The organism is Roseobacter cerasinus, assembly GCF_009811755.1.
Lineage (GTDB): Bacteria > Pseudomonadota > Alphaproteobacteria > Rhodobacterales > Rhodobacteraceae > Roseobacter > Roseobacter cerasinus.
Genome location: NZ_BLIV01000003.1, coordinates 543,938 through 562,618, shown reverse-complemented (window position 1 = coordinate 562,618; position 18,681 = coordinate 543,938). Strand labels below are relative to the sequence as shown.

Here is an 18,681-nt window from a genome sequence, read left to right as displayed (position 1 = left end):
ATGACTGCCACGGATTTTTCGCAGGGCCAAGGGTAGGAATTGCCGCGCCGCCCCGCTAAGAGAGGCAAATCACGCAACAAAAGCCTGCGCCTTTGGACCTTTACCAGAACATCTTTGAGCTGATCGACATGCGGTCCTTCTCGAACCTCTGGTTCTGGATCGCACTGGCGGTGCTGTGGTCGACGGCAAGCCACTGGGTGCTGGGCGTGCCATTCGATATGGTGGCGCGCGCGCGGCGCTATGGCGGGCAGGCCGAGCAGGACCTCGAAGACATGGTGCGCATCAACACCAACCGGCTGTTGTTCATCGCCAATGTCTCCGGGCTGTGGCTGTTGGGGCTGGGGTGTTTTCTGCTGACCGGCTTGGGCGTTCTGGGGTTCTTCTACCGGCTGGAGATTGCACAGGCGCTGTTTCTGCTGGGGCTGCCGATGTCGCTTGTGGGGCTCTTGTCGCTCTCGACCGCGCGGCTGATCTATCAGACGGAACCGACAGGCGAGGCCCTGAGGCGGCGGCTGATCCGGCATCGGCTCTATGTGCAAATGATCGGCGTGATCTCTATTTTCATCACCGCACTCTGGGGGATGTATCAGAATCTCGCAATTGGTCCGCTGGGCGGTTGACACCCGCAGCGGAAGCGCCAATTGAAGCAGCCCATGGCCCCACCCAAACATATCACCATTTCCGGCGTGCCCGAAGGCTTTGACGCCCGCGTTCTGCTGCAGGAACTGGAGACGCGCGGCCAGCCCATTCTGCATGTCGCGCGCGACGACAAACGGCTGGCGGCGATGCGCGCGGCGCTGCGGTTCTTTGCGCCTGACATGCCTGTGGTGGTCTTTCCCGGATGGGACTGCCTGCCTTACGACCGGGTCTCGCCCAATGCCGATATCTCGGCGCAGCGGATGGCGACGCTGGCCGGATTGGTGCATGGCATGCCGGAGCGGTTTATCCTGCTCACCACGCTGAACGCAGCGATGCAGCGGGTGCCAGCCCGTGCGACCTTGCAAGATGCCGCCTTCTCCGCCCGCGTGGGCGACCGGGTGGATGAAGTGGCCCTGCGCGCTTTTCTCGTGCGTATGGGCTTTGTGCAAAGCCCCACGGTGACCGAGCCGGGCGACTACGCCATTCGCGGCGGCATCATGGATATCTATCCGCCCGGTGATCTGGGGCCGGTGCGGCTCGATTTCTTTGGTGACGTGCTGGACGGCGCGCGGCGCTTCGATCCGGCGAGCCAGCGGACGACGGAGAAGCTCGATCAAGTCGAGCTTGCGCCGGTGTCGGAGGTCATCCTCGACGAGGCCTCCATCACGCGGTTTCGCCAGAACTACCGGATTGAGTTCGGGGCTGCCGGAACGGACGACCCGCTTTATGAGGCGATCAGCGCGGGGCGCAAGCATCAGGGGGCGGAGCACTGGCTGCCATTCTTCCACGCGGAGTTGGACACGCTCTTTGACTATCTGCCGCAGGCGGCGATTTCGCTGGACGATCAGATCACCCCGGCGCGGCTGGCGCGATGGGACAGCATCGCGGATCAATATGAGACGCGGCGGTTGGCCATGGCAAACCGCTCGAAGATGGATAGCGTCTATAAACCCGCGCCGCCTGAGGCGCTGTATCTCGACGATGCGGCCTGGCAGGCCTGCACCGAGGCGCGGCGCGTGTTGCAACTGGCGACCCTGCCACAGCCGACGGGGCTGGGGGTGACGGATGCCAGCGGGCGCATCGGGCGCAATTTTGCGCCGGAGCGCCAGCAGGAATCCTTGAGCCTTTTTGGGGCTTTGGCAGCGCATGTGAAGGTGAAGATGCAGGAGGGGCCGGTTCTCATTGCCAGCTACTCCGAAGGCGCGCGGGAGCGTCTGACGGGGCTGATCGAGGATGAGGGGCTGGCCGAAGCGATCCCGGTGCCCGATGCCACGCGCATTGGCAGGCGGGGCCTCTATCTGGCGGTTTGGGCGCTGGAGCATGGGTTTGAGGGGCCTTGGGACCATAAGGCGGGAGATGCTCGGATCACTGTCGTGTCCGAGCAGGACGTGCTGGGCGACCGGCTGATCCGCAGCCCTAAGCGCAAACGCCGGGCGGAGAACTTCCTGACCGAGACACAATCGCTCAGCCCCGGCGATTTGATCGTGCATGTGGATCATGGCATCGGGCGCTACAAAGGCCTTGAGGTAGTCACCGCCGCCGGGGCTGCGCATGAGTGCATCCTTCTGGAATATGCCGAAGGGTCAAAGCTTTACCTGCCCGTTGAGAACATCGAACTGCTGTCGAAATACGGGCATGAGGAAGGGCTGCTCGACCGTCTCGGCGGGGGCGCCTGGCAGGCGAAGAAGGCGAAGCTGAAAGAGCGCATCCGCGAGATGGCGGACAAGCTGATCCGCATCGCGGCGGAGCGTGCCCTGCGCAAGGCGCCGGTGCTGGAGCCACCGCCCGGCATGTGGGACGCCTTTGCAGCACGCTTCCCCTATCAGGAAACCGACGACCAGCTACGCGCCATCGAAGAGGTCATTGGCGACATGACCTCCGGCAACCCGATGGATCGGTTGGTCTGCGGCGACGTGGGCTTTGGTAAGACCGAAGTGGCCATGCGCGCAGCCTTTGTCGCCGCCATGTCGGGCGTGCAAGTGGCGGTGATCGCCCCCACGACCTTGCTCGCCCGGCAACACTACAAGAGCTTTGCAGAGCGCTTCCGGGGCTTCCCGATCAACGTGCGTCAGCTGAGCCGCTTTGTGACCACGAAGGAGGCCAATGCCACCCGCGATGGCATGTCTCGTGGCACCGTGGACATCGTGATCGGCACCCATGCGCTGCTGGCCAAGGGCGTGCGCTTCCAGAACCTCGGCCTGTTGGTGATCGACGAAGAACAGCATTTTGGCGTGATGCATAAAGAGCGGCTGAAGCAGCTGCGCAGCGACATTCACGTGCTCACGCTGACGGCCACACCGATCCCGCGCACGCTGCAACTGAGCCTAACGGGCGTGCGTGACCTCAGCATCATCGGCACGCCACCGGTCGACCGTCTGGCGATCCGCACCTATGTGAGCGAGTTCGATACGGTCACTCTGCGCGAGGCGCTGCTGCGCGAACACTATCGCGGCGGGCAGTCCTTCTACGTGGTGCCGCGCATCTCGGATCTGCCGGAGATTGAGGAGTTCCTCAAAGAGCAGCTGCCAGAGCTGACCTACGTGGTGGCGCATGGGCAGATGGCAGCGGGCGAGCTCGATGACCGGATGAACGCCTTCTATGATGGCAAATTTGATGTCCTGCTGGCCACAACGATTGTGGAATCGGGCCTCGACATCCCTACGGCGAACACGATGATCGTGCACCGCGCGGATATGTTTGGTCTGGCGCAGCTCTATCAGATCCGGGGGCGGGTGGGCCGCTCGAAGACGCGCGCCTATGCCTATCTGACCACCAAGCCGCGCGCCAAGCTGACGGATACGGCGCAGAAACGCCTGCGTGTGCTTTCCAGCCTCGACACGCTGGGCGCGGGTTTCACGCTGGCCAGCCAGGATTTGGACATTCGCGGGGCGGGGAATCTTTTGGGCGAAGAGCAGTCCGGCCAGATGCGTGACGTAGGCTTTGAGCTTTATCAATCGATGCTCGAAGAGGCGATTGCCAAGATCCGCGCGGGCGAGATGGAGGGGCTGTCGGATGCTGATGATCAATGGGCGCCGCAGATCAATCTGGGCGTACCGGTGCTGATCCCCGAGGACTATGTGCCTGATCTCGACGTGCGGCTGGGTCTTTATCGTCGGCTCAGCAGCCTGACGACCAAGGTGGAGCTGGAGGGCTTTGCCGCTGAGCTCATCGACCGCTTTGGCAAGCTGCCGAAAGAGGTAAACACGCTCATGCTGGTCGTGCGGATCAAGGCCATGTGCAAGAAGGCCGGGATTGCCAAGCTCGACGGTGGGCCGAAGGGCGCCACGATCCAGTTCCACAACGACAAGTTTGCCTCGCCGCAGGGGTTGGTGGAATTCATTCAGGATCAGCGCGGGTTGGCGAAGGTCAAGGACAACAAGATTGTCGTGCGCCGCGACTGGAAAGGCGATGCCGACAAGATCAAGGGCGCCTTTGCGATTGCACGCGATCTGGCGGAGAAGGTTGTGGCCGAGCGCAAGGCCAAGCGCGCCAAGGCGAGCTAAATCGGTATTTCAAAGCCTTATCGAATTGCTATTGGAGAGCGGAGGTCAGCCCCAGACCCTGGGTGGGGGTGAAGTCCCCTCTCGTCAAACCGGAGGTTTGCATTTGGCAAAACGGGAGGGTCGGGGGCTGGCCGGCGGTGCCGGCTGGGTGCACTGCCAATAGGGTGACGCAAGGCCTCTGGATGCTGCTTTGGCTACTCCGCGGGCAGCCGCGCTTCGACCCGGCCCATGTGGCGCATCACGATGAAGGCCAAGAGCGCCATGACAAAGATCGCCCCCACCAGCGGCCGCAACGTGCCGTCAAAGAGCAACCCGATGGGCGAGGCGATGGCCGCTGCCACCACAGTCGAGACAGCGCCGATCACGCTGGCGGCCATGCCCGCGATATGGCCCATCGGCTCCAGCGCGATGGCATTGAGGTTGCCGATGGTCAACCCGGCCTGAAAGAACACATAAGCTTGCCAGGCGGCGAAGATGAGAAACGGGCTGGTGCCCAGGGTCGCGTTGTTCAGCAGCACAGCGCCGGACAGCAGGATCTGTGCAGCCAGCGCGATGGTGATCAGCCGCCGCATGCCAAACCGCACCACCAGCATCGCGTTCAGCAGGCTGGCCGGGGCGGAGAGCAGGGCAATCCCGCCGAACCACCAGTGAAAGCTGTCCTGCTTGTCATAGACCTGTTCATAGACCGGCTGCACCATCATCAGGATCGTGAAGAGGATCGACATGCACAAGGTCTGCGTGATGATCGACAGCCGCACGATGGGGTGGGCAAACATCTCGCGCACCGCAGCCGCCATCAGCCGGGGCCGCAGCGGGCGCCGGTTCTCGCACGGCAGTGTCTCGGGCAGGCGTGCGAAGAGCCAGAGCACGGAGATGATCGAGAACAGGATGAAGGCGGCAAAAATCCCGCGCCAGCCATGCTGCGCGATGATCAGATAACCGAGTGTCGGTGCGATGGCGGGCACCAGCGTGAAGATCATCATCACGATGGAGACGATACGCGCCATCTCGCGCCCCGAATAAAGATCGCGGATTACAGCGAGGGAGACGATACGCGGGCCTGCCGCGCCGATACCTTGCAGAATGCGCGCGGCCAGCACGATCTCGAAGGTCGAGCTGGCCCAGGCGATGGCTGACCCAGTGATATAGAGAGCTGCGCCGCTGATCATCACACTGCGGCGCCCGAAGGTGTCGGACAGTGGCCCGGTAAAGAAAGTGCCCAACCCCATGCCAAGCACAAAGGCCGTCATGATCAGGGGCGCGCGGGTCGGCTCTTCTGGCGTCAGTTCGGCAGCGATGTCGGGCAAGGCAGGCAGCATCGCATCAATCGAAAAGGCGATTGTTGCGAACATCATGGCCATGAGCGCGATGAACTCCGCGCGCCCCATGACGGGTTGCGATGACGGTTGCGGCACGAGGTACACTCCCAGAACGCCGCCCGTGCAGAATAGGGCTGCGTTCATTTGGTCTAACCTACAGTTGTAGTGCCGACAATCTTACTTTTTTGCACGCTTCAGCATGCGATTGTGAGCATCACGCGGCCTGTGTCAGCTCCGCAATCACCTTGGCCCAAAGCTCCGGCGGCTGCGCGCCAGGCACGGCGTGTTGGCTTGCCAGGATGAAGGTGGGCACGGATTTCACCCCCATCTGGCGGCTATGCGCATCGCGGGTGCGTATATCTTCGGCATCTGCATCCGATTGCAGCAGTTTGCGCACAACGGCGGCGTCCATGCCGATGCTGTCCGCGATGTCGGCCAGAACGTCGTGATCGCCAATGTCGCGCGCCTCGACGAAATAGGCCTGGAAGAGCGCATCCACCGCCTCGGTCTGCCGCTGCTCAATGCCCGCCCAATGGATCAGCCGGTGCGCATCGAGCGTGTTGGGCGTGCGCTGCATGCCTTCAAAGTCGATGGTCAGCCCGGCGGCCTCAGCGTGCTGCACCACGGGTGCATAGGCGCGGAGCGCCCCTTCCTTGCCGCCGAACTTGCCTTCGAGATAGGCGCGGCGATCCATGCCTTCGCGCGGCATGTCGGGGTTCAGCTGGAACGGGTGCCATTCGATCTGGAACGGGTGGCCGGGGTGCGCGGCCAGCGCCTTGTCCAGATGCGTCTTGCCGATATAGCACCAGGGGCAGATCGGGTCGGACATGATGTCCAGCTTGATGGGGTCGGTCATGTTGCGGCCTCGAACCCGGCGCGCAGGGCACGGCGGAGAATTTTGCCATTGGCGCCCATGGGCAGCTCCGGCAGGTGAATGTAAAGGCGCGGCTGTTTGTAGCGCGCCAGCGTCTCGCTGACATAAGAAGCCAGGGCGGCTTCGTCCAGTGCTGCGGGCGCGGTATAGAAGGCGGCGATCACGCGGGCATCGGCCTTGACCTCGACATCCGTCACGGCCACGGCGGTCAGGCCGGGGGCTCCAGCCAGGGCGGCCTCCACTTCGATGGGAGAGACGCGGTAGCCGCCCGCGTTCATCATATCATCGTTGCGGCCCAGATAGGTGATCTGGCCCTCTTCATCCATGCTCGCCTGATCGCCGGTCAGGAACCAATCCCCCTGCATGCGCGCGGCGGTCTCCTCCGGCGCGTTCAGATAGCCCAGCATCAGCCCCGGGTCGCTCCGGTGCACGGCGATGGTGCCTTCCGTGTCGCGCGGCACAGGGCCATCGGCGTCAAGCAGCGCCACCCGGCGCCCTTGCTGCGGTTGGCCAAGGCTCTCTGGCCGCACCACACGCCTCGGCGCCCCGGAAATGAAGGTGGAGCATTCGGACATGCCGTAAGCCTCGTGAATCTCGGTCCCGGTGGCGGCGCGCCAGCGGGCGGCAACGCGGGGGGCGAGCTTTTCACCAGCGCTCAACCCATGGCGCAAGGCAGGCAGGGACAATATGCGTTGGTCTTTCAGCATCTGCCGGTAGACGCCCGGCGCGGCAGCAAATAGTGTCACACCGTGCTCTGCCATCAGGTCAGGTAGCTGGCCCGCTGCTGTGCCCGGTGCAGGGATGAGTGCCGTGGCGCCTTGGGTCCAAGGATCCATCAGCCCGGTGCCTAGCGTATAGGTCCAGTTGAAGGCGCCTGCATGCAGCAGGCGGTCGGCGGGCCTGAGGTCATACCAGCCGTCAAACATCATGCGCCGGGCCCAGATCGCGCGATGCGCGTGCAGCACGGCGCGGGGCACGCCCGAGGTGCCGGAGGTGAAGACGATATAGCCGGGCCGCTCAGGGTCGCCCATGTGATAGGTGGCGGGCGACAGATCGCGGAAGCCGCGCAGCTGTGCCAGATCGACGGTCAGATCATGCGGCACGCAGGCAACGTCTGGGTCGCGCAGCACGGCGGCGGGGCTGGCTGTGGTAAGAACCGTGCGGGTCTCCGCCTCGGTCAGCGCGGAAGAGGTGGGCACGGGCACCAGCCCGGCGGCCAGCGCGCCCAGATAGGCTATGGGAAAATCCACGGTGTTCCCCAGCCGCATCAGCACCCTATCCCCCGGCACCAGACCCAGCGACAGCAGGCCCGTGGCCGTCCCACGGACGGCACGCTCCAGGGCGGCGTAGTTCCAGCGCTCCACGCCCGCAGCGCCGAGAATCAACAGGGCGTCTTTCTCGGGCATCTGCAGCCCTGCCTCCAGCACATAGGCGGCCATGTTGAAGGGGCTGGGGCAGGGCTCAAACGGCCCCTCGTCGAAAACGGATGTCATGCCGCGGTGCTAGCGGCGGCTCGGCTGCGTTGCAAGCCTGCGGACTTGGCCTTATAGATTTGCAATGACCAGTGCTGACCCAAAGACACTTATCCGCTTGGCCCGCGAAAACGGAAGCTCCGAAGATGGCGTGCCTGTCGATCTCGGCCAACGCGTGCGCGAATTGCGCAAGGCGCGCGATTGGACGCTTGAGCAGGCCGCAACGCAAGCCGGGCTGGCGCGTTCAACGCTGAGCAAGATCGAGAACGGGCAGATGTCGCCCACCTATGACGCGCTGAAAAAGCTTGCCGTGGGGCTGGAGATTTCCGTGCCGCAGCTCTTCACGCCCCCCCGCGCGGGTCAGGTGAACGGGCGCATGGCGGTGACCAAGGCGGGGCAGGGCACGGCGCAGGCCACTGTGACCTACGAGCATGAGCTTCTGGCCGAGACGCTGACCAAGAAGCAGATGCTGCCCTATCGCGCCCGGGTGCGCGCCCGCAGCATGGAGGAGTTCGACGGCTGGGTGCGTCACGACGGCGAAGAGTTTCTCTATGTGCTGACCGGGGTGATCCGGCTTTACACCGAATTCTACGAACCGGTTGAGATGCGCCGGGGCGATGCCGCCTATTACGACGGCACCATGGGCCACAATGTGGTCTCGGTCAGCCAGGAGGACGCGAACATCCTCTGGGTGACCTCACTGGCCTGAGGCGTCGTACCACCACAGCTGCGGCATATACTCCGGCCCGTCGCCATAGATGGGCAAGGTGTCGGGGTACTTCATTTCGCGGATATGCCCGATGCGCCCGTCTGTATATTGCCAGAACGGCACCGCATAGCGCCCGGCGGTCAGCAGCCGGTCAAGCGCGCGCACGGCGGCGTTGAAGTCGGTCTCGCTGCGGGCTGACAGCATCGCGTCGATCATGCCGTCCACCGCCGGAGAGACCACGCCCATCAGGTTGCGCGAGCCGGGCTGATCTGCCGCCTCAGAGCCCCAGTAGAACCGCTGCTCATTGCCCGGCGACAGCGAGACCGCGCGCCGCATATAGGTCATATCGAAATCAAAGGCGGTTTCGCGTTCCTTGAACTGCGCGCTGTCCGTTGTCTCGATACGCACTTCCGCCCCCAGCCGCCTCAGCGCGCCAAGATAAATATCGGCGATGGCGAGGGCTTCGGTATTGCTCTGTTCCAGCAGCAGGGTGAAGCGCAGGGGCGCCCCGGAGGCATTGCGCATCACCCCGTCTTGTGGCGTCCACCCCGCCTCCTCCAGCAGCTTCAGTGCGGCGCGAATGCCCCGGCGGTTGCGCAGAGAGCCATCGGTGACCGGAAGCGCATAGCCCTCCAGCACACCGGGGGGGAGATCCTCTGCATAGGGCGCCAGCAGGGCGGACACGGCAGCATCAGCAGGCCCCGGCTGCATGGCGAGGCTGGAGTTCGAGAAATAGGAGGTTATGCGCGGCTGCGCCCCGCCGGTCAGCGTGTCGTTGATGTACTCAAAGTTGAACGCCTGGATCATCGCCTCACGCACGCGCCAGTCGTCAAAGGGCGGCTTGCGGGTGTTCATGACAAAGCCGGTGATGCCCGAGGGCTTCTGGTGCGGCAGTTCGGATTTCACCACATCCCCGCGCGTCACGGCGGGGAAATTGTACTGTGTGGCCCATTTCTCGGCATTGAACTCGCGCAGGGCCGAGATCTGCCCGCCCTTGAAGGCCTCGAAGAGCACCGAGGTGTCGCCGTAGAAATCCAGCTTGATGCTGTCGAAATTGAAGGTGCCGCGCCGGAAGGGTAGATCAGCGCCCCAGTAGTCGGAGTTGCGGGTCAGTTGCACGTAACGACCCGCCTCGTAATCCGAGACAACGTAAGGCCCGGTGCCCAGCGGCACATCCGCCAGCGCGGCATTTGCGAAATCGCGACCCTCCCACTGCGCGCGGCTGAGAATGGGGCGTAGGCCGGCCAGCAGCGCCAACTCGCGGTTGTCCGTGTTGAAGGTGATCTTGAGGCTCCGCGGGCCGGTTTGTTCTATGCTGTCGATCTGCTGGGCGAGGCCGAGATAGCGCGGGTGCCCTTCGCTGCCCAGAAGCTCATAGCTGAAGATCACATCATCGACGGTGACTGGCGTGCCGTCGGAAAAGGTTGCACCCTCTCGCAGGGTGAAGGTCACCCAGGAGCGGTCGTCAGGTACCTCCACCGATTCGGCGAGCAGGCCGTAGAGCGTGAAGGGCTCGTCCCACGACCGGCCCATCAGGCTTTCATGGGTCAGGAACCGCAGTTGCCAGGGCACCGTGCCTTTGCGGATGAAAGGGTTGAGGCTGTCGAACCCGCCGGAATTGCCCAGCGTGATCGCGCCGCCCTTGGGGGCCTCGGGGTTGGCATAGGGGAGTGACACAAAATCGGGTGGCAGAGCGGGCGCACCATACATAGATATCCCATGCGCGGGCTCAGCATGCGCGAGACTTGTGCAGAGAATCGCCGCAACAGCCGTCAGCAGGTGCGTGCTGCGGCGTAAAAAAACCATGCTCATTTTGGGGACAATCTCCTGCTGCCCTTGTTTTCTTGGGCTTCAGCCTATCGAGGTATTTCCGTCTTATCAAACTTTTAGCTTGGCCTGCGGCGTGAGATTGCTTATAACAAGAGCACTGCTCGATAGGTTTCTTGCCTGTATGAAACCTGCCTCAATAACTTAACGCCTGCCTCGTGCAGGCGTTTTTTTTGGTGGGTCTGCAGCGCCCGATGAAGCAGCATTTGCAGCGGCAAAAACCGGAGCATACCCCCGAAAGACGTTTCCTTTGCAGGCGCAGCACGGCATGATGCGTGCAACGCAGCATTTCACCCAAACAGGAGGCGCCTCGCCATGGCATTCGAGATTTCACTGACGGGCAAGACAGCGGTGATCACAGGCTCCAATTCGGGCATTGGTCTGGGCATCGCCTGGGAGTTGGCCAAGGCGGGGGCAGACGTTGTGCTGAACTCCTTCACCGACGCCGACGAAGACCATGCGCTGGCCAAGGAAATCTCTGACAAGACGGGCACGACAGCGCGCTATATTCAGGCGGATATGTCCAGGGGCGACCAATGCCGTCGCCTGATCGAAGAGGCGGGCCGCTGCGATATACTGGTGAACAATGCGGGCATTCAGCATGTGGCGGGAATTCCGGAATTTCCGGTGGAGAAATGGGATGCGATCATTGCGATCAACCTCAGTTCCGCCTTTCACACCACCGCCGTCGCCTTGCCGATGATGCGCGAGGCCGGCTGGGGCCGGGTGGTGAACATTGCATCGGCCCATGGGCTGACAGCCTCGCCTTACAAGTCGGCCTATATCGCGGCCAAACACGGGATTGTCGGCCTCACGAAGACGACGGCGTTGGAGACCGCGAAGGAGCCGATCACGGCGAATGCGATCTGCCCCGGCTATGTGCTGACGCCGATTGTGGAGAAACAGATCCCTGACACCATGAAGGAATACGACATGAGCCGCGAGGAGGTCATCGAGAATGTGATGCTGACGCGGCAGCCGTCGAAGGAGTTTGCGACGGTCGAGCAGATGGGGGGTACGGCAACCTTCCTGTGCTCGGACGCGGCGGCGCAGATCACCGGCACAACCATAAGCGTCGATGGCGGCTGGACGGCACTGTAAGAGTTTCTTGCCTCCGGCGGGGATATTTTAGGCCAGAAGAAACAAGAAGGGCATGTGATGGCGGTGAAACGGATCAATCTGGCTTTGCAAGGTGGCGGGGCGCATGGGGCCTTCACCTGGGGGGTGCTCGACCGGCTGCTCTGTGAAGATGACCTTCACATCTCGGCGATCTCCGGCACCTCCGCCGGAACGCTGAATGGCGCTGCCCTCAAGGCGGGCATGATCGAAGGCGGGCGGCAAGGGGCCCGCGACCGGCTTGACTGGCTCTGGACAGAGGTCGGGGCGCGACCTGATCTCAATATCCCGGCCTGGATGGTGCCGTTTTCCTTGGGCGATTTCAGTCATGCACTGGAGTATTCGCTGCCTGTCATGGCCAGCGAGGCCTGGACGCGGATGGTCTCGCCCTATGCCTATGGGCCATTCTACCGCAATCCGTTGCGCGATATCGTCGAGCAATTCAACTTTGACGCGGTGCATGAGGAGGGTGGCAAAGGCCCGTGCCTGTTTATCTGCGCCACACGGGTGCGCAACGGGAAGGTGCGGGTGTTCAAGGACAGCGAGATCAGCACCAATGCAATCCTTGCATCGGCCTGTCTTCCGACGATTTTTCAAGCGGTGGAGGTTGAAGATGCCGAGACCGGTCTGACCGAGGCATTTTGGGACGGTGGCTACACGGGCAACCCGGCGCTCTTCCCGTTGTTCAGCCCCTCGCTGCCGGATGACATTCTGGTCATCAACATCAACCCGCTGGAGCGTACGGAGCTGCCCAGAACAGCCCAGGCTATCCAGAACCGCATCAATGAGATCAGCTTCAATTCATCCTTGCTGCGTGAGCTGCGCGCCATTGAGTTCGTGCAGCGGCTGCTGGAGCAGGGCACATTGACGACCGGCCAGAAAAACCGCGTGTTGATCCACATGATTGCCGATGATGCGCTGATGAATGAGCTGTCGGTGGCGACCAAGCTGGTGCCGACACCCTTTACGCTGTCTCGATTGAAGGAAGCGGGGCAGCGCGCGGCCGAAGAGTTCCTGACGCACCATAAAGCGGATCTGAACGTCCGCAGCTCGGTCGATCTGGTGGAGATGTTCCAGTAGCTCAGATCTGCCCCACGGACAGCGGCGCATCCGCATCCTTGCCATTGGGATAGACCAGACCGGCGGAGATCACCAGTTTGGCCGCATCCTCGACCGTCATATCCAGCTCGATCACATCATCTGCGGGGAAGAACAGCAGAAAGCCTGAGGTCGGGTTTGGGGTTGTGGGCACAAAGACACTCACCATCGGTTGGCCGTCGTTGCCGCGCATGGCAATTTCGCCCTTGGTGGTGGTCGAGATGAAGCCGATGGCCCAGATGCCGCGGCGCGGATACTCGATCAGGCAAGCGGTCTCGAAGGAGCGTTCGGACTGGGCAAAGACCGTCTCGGAGATTTGCTTGATGCCGGAGTAGATCGTGCGCACAACGGGTGTGCGTTCGACCAGGCTTTCGCCATAGCGGATCAGCGACCGGCCTATGATGCCCTTGGCCATCCAGCCGACAATCACAGTGAAGACCAGGAAAATCACCACGCCGATGCCGCGAATGTTGATCTGGATTTCCGGGTCGAGCCCCAGCCAGTCCTGCAGCAGCCGGTCCGGTTGGTAGGAGCCGGGCACCAGCGGCAGCACAAAGCCGTCGATCCAACCGACAACCGACCAGATCAGCCAAATTGTCAGCCCCACGGGGGCGATGACCACAAGCCCCGTCAGGAATGAGGCCCGCAGACGGCTGAGAAGGCTGCTGCGGATCGGGGGGTCTGGATCAAACGGGGTGTTCATAACGCTTCTCTGACTGACGCCTTCCGTAGTTAGGCGCAATGCCGGGGCGGTACAATGGATTTACCGGGTGCTGTGGTCAACTTCCCGTCTCGCGGGTGAGGGTGACCAATTCCGATGCGATTTGCGCCGCAAGCCGCGCGTTGTTGCGCACCAGCGCGATATTGGCGGTGAGGGAGCGGCCCTCGGTCAGCTCGAAGATGCGTTGCAGCAAATAGGGCGTGACCGCCTTGCCTCGGATACCATGCACGTCCGCATCGGCCTGGGCTTGTGCGATGATAGGCGCCAATGCCTCTGCGGCGATCTCGCTGTCTGCCGGGATCGGATTGGCGATCAGCTGCCCGCCCGGCAGCGCCATCTGCCCGCGCATGTGGTGCGCGCGGGCGATCTCAGCCGCCCTATCCATCCGCAAAGGGGCTTTCAGCGGGGAGTGTGCGCTCCAGAAGGCGGGAAAGCTGTCCTGGCCAACCGCGATGACCGGGACGCCTTGGGTTTCAAGCACTTCCAGCGTTTTTTCAACGTCGAGAATGGCTTTGGCACCAGCTGCGACCACCGTCACCCGCGTCTGAGCGAGCTCCATCAGGTCAGCTGAGATGTCAAAGCTGTTCTCGGCCCCGCGATGCACCCCGCCGATGCCACCGGTCGCAAAGATCTCGATGCCAGCGAGCTGGGCGGCAATCATTGTGGCCGCGACCGTGGTTGCGCCGGTGCCGCCCGTTGCCATACAGGCCGCGAGATCGGCGCGTGACAGTTTGGCAACCGATTTTGCCTGCGCGAGCGCTTCCAGCTGCGCGTCATCGAGGCCGATATGCAGCGTACCATCGATCACCGCGATGGTGGCAGGCGTGGCCCCGGCGCCGCGAATGTCGTTTTCTACCTGCCGCGCCACCTCAAGATTTTGCGGATAGGGCATGCCGTGGGTGATGATGGTGCTTTCGAGCGCCACCACGGGCGTGTCGCTGGCCATGGCAGCGGCCACTTCGGCAGAGCGGATCAGCGGCAGGGCGGTCATAGGGCGGTTCCTCCGGAAACATAGGTGGCGGCGGCCTGAAGGGCGCGGCCAAATGCCGCCTCCGGCCCGTTGCCTTCGGCTTCGGCCGCGATGTGGGCGGCCATGAAGGTATCTCCCGCGCCCGTGACACGGGTGACCAGCACCTGCGGCGGGGTCTGGGTCAGCAGGCCCTCCTGCCGCCCTTCTGTGGCGTCAGCGCCCCCGTCGGTGACCAGCACGCGGGCCGCTCCACGGCTGAGCAGCCCTTCTGCGGCGCTGCGCGAGTTGTCGAACCTGCGCTGGCAGAGCAGGCTGGCCTCTTCCAGATTGACATAGAGCGTGCCGCGCCCGCCCTGCAGAAACGGCCCAAGCCGCTCGGCCTTACCGGGGGACGCAGGCGCCACGCGCAGATCGGCCTGCGCAAAGAGGGGACTGCGGGCGATCTCAGTCAACAGATCCAGTGTCAGGTTCCCGTCCAGCGCCACCAAACCGGTGTAGGGGGCCTCAGGCGTAGCCAACCGTCCGGTTGAGAGCGGCGCGAGGATCTTGGATCCGGCGGCTTCCAGCGAATGCGCGTCGGCAATGGCGGCGATCAACCCATTGGCGCCCTCGACAGCCATGTAAACATCTGTGGGCAGGTCGTCCGAGCGGTAGATCATGTCGGTGATCATGCCGCGCGCGGCACAGGCGGCGACAAGCTCGTCGCCCTCGGGGTCGCGGCCAATCGCCGTCAGCAGGGCCGGTGTCAGCCCAAAGCGCACCAGCGTCATGGCGATGTTCATGGCCACGCCGCCGGGAATGCGGGTGATGCGCCCGGGCACATCAGAGCCTTGCCGCATCACGCTGGGTGAGCGCCCGATCACATCCCAGAGGACTGATCCGATGCACAAGATGTCGGGCGGGGGAAAAACTGTCATGGCGGTCTTGTGGCGGGGAACGCGGACAGGTTCAAGCCCGTCTTAGTCAGGCACCGAAAAGGTCAGCGCGGCCCAGAGCGTTTCCCAGACCGGCGCGCGCTCCGCCGTGCCGGCCTCGGCACTGGGGCGCAGCACCACGGCGTCGAGCAAATAGCTGTGCCCGGGCGCAACCGAGATCGCCGCTTCTCCTGCCGCATCCGTGCGCGTCAGCCGGACGTCGACGCGGCCATCAGGGGCACGGTCAAAGACCTCCACCTGCGCATCGGCGCGCGGGGTGCCCTGATACAGCACCTTCACGCGCATGCTCCCGTCGAACTCCGCTCCATAGGGGTTGGTCAGCGCGACAAACTCAGTCGCCAGACCAAAGGCGCGGTCTGCCCCCGCGCCGGAGCCCACGGCCACCAGCGCCTTGGCGTGCCTTGTATAGCTTTCGCGAAATCCCTCCTGCGGCCAGCCCGCAGCCACATGATCTGCGGCAGCATTGGGGAAATCCTTGTGTTTGGCGAACTTCAGGAATTTCTCCCACTCCTTGTAGGTCAGCCGCGACGGCGCGGTTTCATGCAGGATGACCAGCAGGCCCTCCGTCTCCGGCGCAGTGGCCTGCAAGGCCGGGGTGTCACCCGCACGCCCCGGCACGGGCTGTACGGTGTCGCCAAGCACTGTCTCGAACCGGGTAAACCGGTTCTCGAACCAGGCGAGCGAGGTGCCCTTGAAGGTTTCACCATTGCGCAGATCCGCCAGCAGCGGATCGCCGGGTGCAATCTGAAACTGCTGCGGGTCGATCCAAAACTCATGGCCAAGCACCGCCGGAGCCTTTAGCAGTAGCCCTGCCAGAACGAGTTGGAAGAGTTTCATGAGACCACCCCTGATTGCCCTGCTGTTCAAGCTGTTGGTTTTGGTTACGGTGTCAAGCTTTGGCTTGGGCCCATCACCTGCACGCGCGCATGAATTGGTGCCGACCATTGCGGACCTGACCGTCACTGGCGGGGACACGGTTGTGCTGGATCTGCGCATCAACCTTGAAGCGTTCCTGTCCGGCGTCGATCTGGATGCAGCAGAAAACACCAATGATGATGAGGCCAGCGATGCCTATCGGCAGCTGCGCGCCTTGTCGGCGGCAGCTCTGGCCCGTGAAGTGCCGCAACTGCTGGCGGACTGGAACGCCTTGCCATTGGCCGAAGCCTCGGAGGCGTTGGTCTTTACGCAGCGCAGTCTGGAGGTTCCGGGCGATCTGGACGATGAACTGCCGCGGATCTCGCTTTGGTCCCTGACAGCGCCTTTGCCCGAAGGCGCCCGCACCCTCACCCTGAACTGGCCAGCAGGATCGGGGGCGCTGGTGCTGCGGCAGCAGGGTGTCGAGGCACCCTATACCGGGTTTCTGGCAGGCGGTGAGAGCAGCCCGCCTATCACGATCAGCGGGGGCGACGCCGCCGGGCCGTGGGCCACATTTGCAGGCTATGTCCCGGTTGGGTTCGATCACATCCTGCCCAAGGGGCTGGACCACATCCTCTTTGTGCTGGGCCTCTTCTTCCTGAGCACGCGGATGGGCCCGCTGGTCTGGCAAGTCAGCGCCTTCACGCTGGCCCATACTGTCACGCTGGCGCTTGGGGCCTTGGGGTGGGTCAACATCGCCGCCAGCATCGTGGAGCCGCTGATTGCCGCCTCCATCGTCTATGTGGCGGTTGAGAACATCTTCACCGCCGGGCTCAAACCCTGGCGTCCCGCTGTGATTTTCGGCTTTGGTCTGCTGCACGGGCTGGGCTTTGCCTCCGTGCTGGGCGAGTTCGGCTTGCCGGAGGGCCAGTTCATCCCCGCGCTTGTCGGCTTCAACATCGGAGTGGAAGTGGGGCAGCTGACGGTCATTGCCATCGCCTTCTTGCTCGTCGGCTGGTTCCGCGACAAACCCTGGTATCGCGATCTTGTCGCGATCCCGGCCTCCTGTGCCATTGCGGCCGTTGGCGCGTTCTGGGTGATCGAACGGGTCTTTCTCTAACGTTCAACCCATTGCCTGGACCAGCGCGCCGAGCGCTTTGGCCGGGTCATCCTCGGCCCAGATTTCCTCGCCAATGCCAAAGAAATCAGTGAAAGGCACAAGTTCGGCTGCGCGCTCCGCCGTCAAATTGCCCTCGGCCACCACCGGCACCTCGATCATCTCGGACCACCAGCTGAACAAATCTGTCTCGGTAAAGCTGCCATCCCCCAGCCCGGAGGCCCGCACCGGCCCGAAGCTGACATAGTCCGCACCCGCTTCGCCCGCCGTCATGCCGTCATGGCGTGAGGTGGCGCAAAAGCTGCCAACAATCGCATCCGGCCCAAGCGCCTTGCGCGCCTCCCGCACGGCGCGGGCGCCATCGGTCAAATGAACACCGTCCAACCCCAAACGCTCCGCCAGACGCCAGTGATCGCTGACCACCAGCGCGATATCGCGGGCATGGGTCACCTCGCGCAGCACATCCGCTGCGCGCGACAGCCGGTCTTCATCCCGCGTTGCCAGATCGAGCCGCACACAGGCGACCTCATGCGCGTCCAGCGCGGAGGCCAGCACATCGGGAAACCGGCTCAGCTCGAACTCCGGTGGGGTGACGAGGTAAAGCTGGGGCTGCTCGGGCGTATCCATGTGTGGTCCTTACGTCTTTTGCCGAGCAGTAGCGCAAGTGACGCGGAATGGAAACGCCCCCAGACCGCGCCGCTTGCGAGCCTGCGCATTGCCCACTATGAGGCGGCGCATGACAGATGGTATTCAGCAGCCCGCAGCGCCCGCCTTTGTGCTTGTCCGCCCGCAAATGGGCGAAAACATCGGAGCCGCGGCGCGCGCGATGTGGAACTTCGGGCTTGATCACATGCGTGTCGTGGCCCCGCGTGATGGTTGGCCGAACCAGAGTGCCGTGGCCATGGCCAGCGGGGCAGGGCGGCTGCTTGATGAAGCACGTCTGTGTGCGGATCTGCCCGAGGCCATTGCCGACAGCACCTTTGTCTTTGCCACGACCGCGCGCTCGCGGGATCTGACCAAACCGGTGTTCAGCCCGGAAGAGGCCTTGCGTGAGACGGCGCGGCGGATTGCCGAGGGCCAGCGCGTGGCCGTGCTCTTCGGCCCCGAACGCGCGGGGCTGGAAAACGAGGATATCGCGCAGGCCAATGCGATTGTCTCGGTGCCGGTAAATCCGGCCTTCCCGTCTTTGAACCTCGCGCAATGTGTGCTGCTGATGGGATACGAATGGCGGCGTGCGACCGGCGATGTGGAACCGCAGGTAACCGAGATGGCTGGCACCCCTTGGGCTGAGGCGGGAGAGGTCGAGCACCTCGCAAAACACTACGAAGAGCGGCTCGAAGACGCCGGGTTTTTCTTCCCCGAGCACAAGGCGCAATCGATGCGCACTAACCTGCGCAACATGTGGAGCCGCATGCCGCTGACCCGCGCGGATGTGCAGATGATGCACGGCATGCTGCGCCAGCTCCTGCGCCGCCCCCCGCGCGACGACGGGACGCGCTAGACCTCGCGGGCCACTGTCATTAGGT

Annotated in this window: 16 protein-coding genes; 7 read left to right on the top strand and 9 right to left on the bottom strand. The window is 63.5% G+C overall.

From position 1 onward, the window contains the following. The first annotated feature begins 92 nt into the window (after positions 1–92). Complete coding sequence (locus So717_RS10225; protein WP_159976822.1) at positions 93–620, top strand: component of SufBCD complex; 528 nt, start codon at positions 93–95, stop codon at positions 618–620. A gap of 33 nt (positions 621–653) precedes the next feature. Beyond that, entirely contained in the window at positions 654–4,142 is a 3,489-nt protein-coding gene (gene mfd / locus So717_RS10220) for a transcription-repair coupling factor (protein ID WP_159976820.1), read from the top strand. 194 nt (positions 4,143–4,336) lie between these two features. On the opposite strand, the gene So717_RS10215 is transcribed toward mfd, so the two are convergent. The 3 genes from So717_RS10215 to So717_RS10205 form a co-directional block, all read right to left on the bottom strand. Continuing rightward, positions 4,337–5,530: a multidrug effflux MFS transporter gene (locus tag So717_RS10215; RefSeq protein WP_159977155.1), complete on the bottom strand. Its 1,194-nt coding sequence runs from the start codon at positions 5,528–5,530 to the stop codon at positions 4,337–4,339. Positions 5,531–5,675: 145 nt separating this feature from the next. Further along, on the bottom strand, positions 5,676–6,317 hold the full coding sequence (locus tag So717_RS10210; protein ID WP_159976818.1) for a DsbA family oxidoreductase: 642 nt from the start codon (positions 6,315–6,317) through the stop codon (positions 5,676–5,678). Continuing rightward, positions 6,314–7,828, bottom strand: coding sequence for a class I adenylate-forming enzyme family protein (locus So717_RS10205; RefSeq protein ID WP_159976816.1), 1,515 nt, complete (start codon positions 7,826–7,828; stop codon positions 6,314–6,316). The genes So717_RS10210 and So717_RS10205 overlap by 4 nt, the downstream gene beginning before the upstream one ends. Before the next feature lie 64 nt (positions 7,829–7,892). Between So717_RS10205 and So717_RS10200 the strand changes: the two genes are divergently transcribed. After that, positions 7,893–8,516 carry a helix-turn-helix domain-containing protein gene (locus So717_RS10200; protein WP_159976814.1) on the top strand — a complete coding sequence of 208 codons (624 nt, stop codon included), beginning with the start codon at positions 7,893–7,895 and terminating at the stop codon, positions 8,514–8,516. Here So717_RS10200 and So717_RS10195 read toward each other — a convergent pair. Then, complete coding sequence (locus So717_RS10195; protein ID WP_438810648.1) at positions 8,505–10,328, bottom strand: extracellular solute-binding protein; 1,824 nt, start codon at positions 10,326–10,328, stop codon at positions 8,505–8,507. The genes So717_RS10200 and So717_RS10195 overlap by 12 nt on opposite strands. 330 nt (positions 10,329–10,658) lie before the next feature. On the opposite strand from So717_RS10195, the gene So717_RS10190 reads away from it, so the two are divergent. Together So717_RS10190 and So717_RS10185 are read left to right on the top strand one after the other, a co-directional pair. Further along, positions 10,659–11,444: a 3-hydroxybutyrate dehydrogenase gene (locus So717_RS10190; RefSeq protein ID WP_159976812.1), complete on the top strand. Its 786-nt coding sequence runs from the start codon at positions 10,659–10,661 to the stop codon at positions 11,442–11,444. A gap of 57 nt (positions 11,445–11,501) precedes the next feature. Continuing rightward, entirely contained in the window at positions 11,502–12,539 is a 1,038-nt protein-coding gene (locus So717_RS10185) for a patatin-like phospholipase family protein (RefSeq protein WP_159976810.1), read from the top strand. Between the two features lies 1 nt (position 12,540). Here So717_RS10185 and So717_RS10180 read toward each other — a convergent pair whose 3' ends face one another. The 4 genes from So717_RS10180 to So717_RS10165 all read right to left on the bottom strand — a co-directional run bounded on the left by So717_RS10180 (position 12,541) and on the right by So717_RS10165 (position 16,020). Then, positions 12,541–13,260 (bottom strand): DUF502 domain-containing protein, encoded by a 720-nt coding sequence (locus tag So717_RS10180; protein ID WP_159976808.1) that lies wholly within the window; start codon positions 13,258–13,260, stop codon positions 12,541–12,543. Positions 13,261–13,336: 76 nt separating this feature from the next. Beyond that, positions 13,337–14,269 (bottom strand): pseudouridine-5'-phosphate glycosidase, encoded by a 933-nt coding sequence (locus tag So717_RS10175; RefSeq protein ID WP_159976806.1) that lies wholly within the window; start codon positions 14,267–14,269, stop codon positions 13,337–13,339. Beyond that, the gene (locus tag So717_RS10170; protein ID WP_159976804.1) at positions 14,266–15,165 is read right to left on the bottom strand and encodes a PfkB family carbohydrate kinase; all 900 of its coding nucleotides are present in this window, start codon (positions 15,163–15,165) and stop codon (positions 14,266–14,268) included. The genes So717_RS10175 and So717_RS10170 overlap by 4 nt, the downstream gene beginning before the upstream one ends. A 42-nt stretch (positions 15,166–15,207) precedes the next feature. Continuing rightward, positions 15,208–16,020 (bottom strand): DUF4198 domain-containing protein, encoded by an 813-nt coding sequence (locus So717_RS10165; RefSeq protein WP_159976802.1) that lies wholly within the window; start codon positions 16,018–16,020, stop codon positions 15,208–15,210. Here So717_RS10165 and So717_RS10160 point away from each other — a divergent pair. Next, complete coding sequence (locus So717_RS10160; protein WP_159976800.1) at positions 16,019–17,158, top strand: HupE/UreJ family protein; 1,140 nt, start codon at positions 16,019–16,021, stop codon at positions 17,156–17,158. The genes So717_RS10165 and So717_RS10160 overlap by 2 nt on opposite strands. 3 nt (positions 17,159–17,161) lie before the next feature. Here the strand turns inward: So717_RS10160 and So717_RS10155 are convergent, their stop codons facing one another. Next, positions 17,162–17,782, bottom strand: a complete 621-nt coding sequence (locus tag So717_RS10155) for a thiamine phosphate synthase (RefSeq protein ID WP_159976798.1) — start codon at positions 17,780–17,782, stop codon at positions 17,162–17,164. Positions 17,783–17,891: 109 nt separating this feature from the next. Here So717_RS10155 and So717_RS10150 point away from each other — a divergent pair, with 109 nt between their 5' ends. Continuing rightward, complete coding sequence (locus So717_RS10150; protein WP_159976796.1) at positions 17,892–18,656, top strand: RNA methyltransferase; 765 nt, start codon at positions 17,892–17,894, stop codon at positions 18,654–18,656. Positions 18,657–18,681 lie beyond the last annotated feature (25 nt).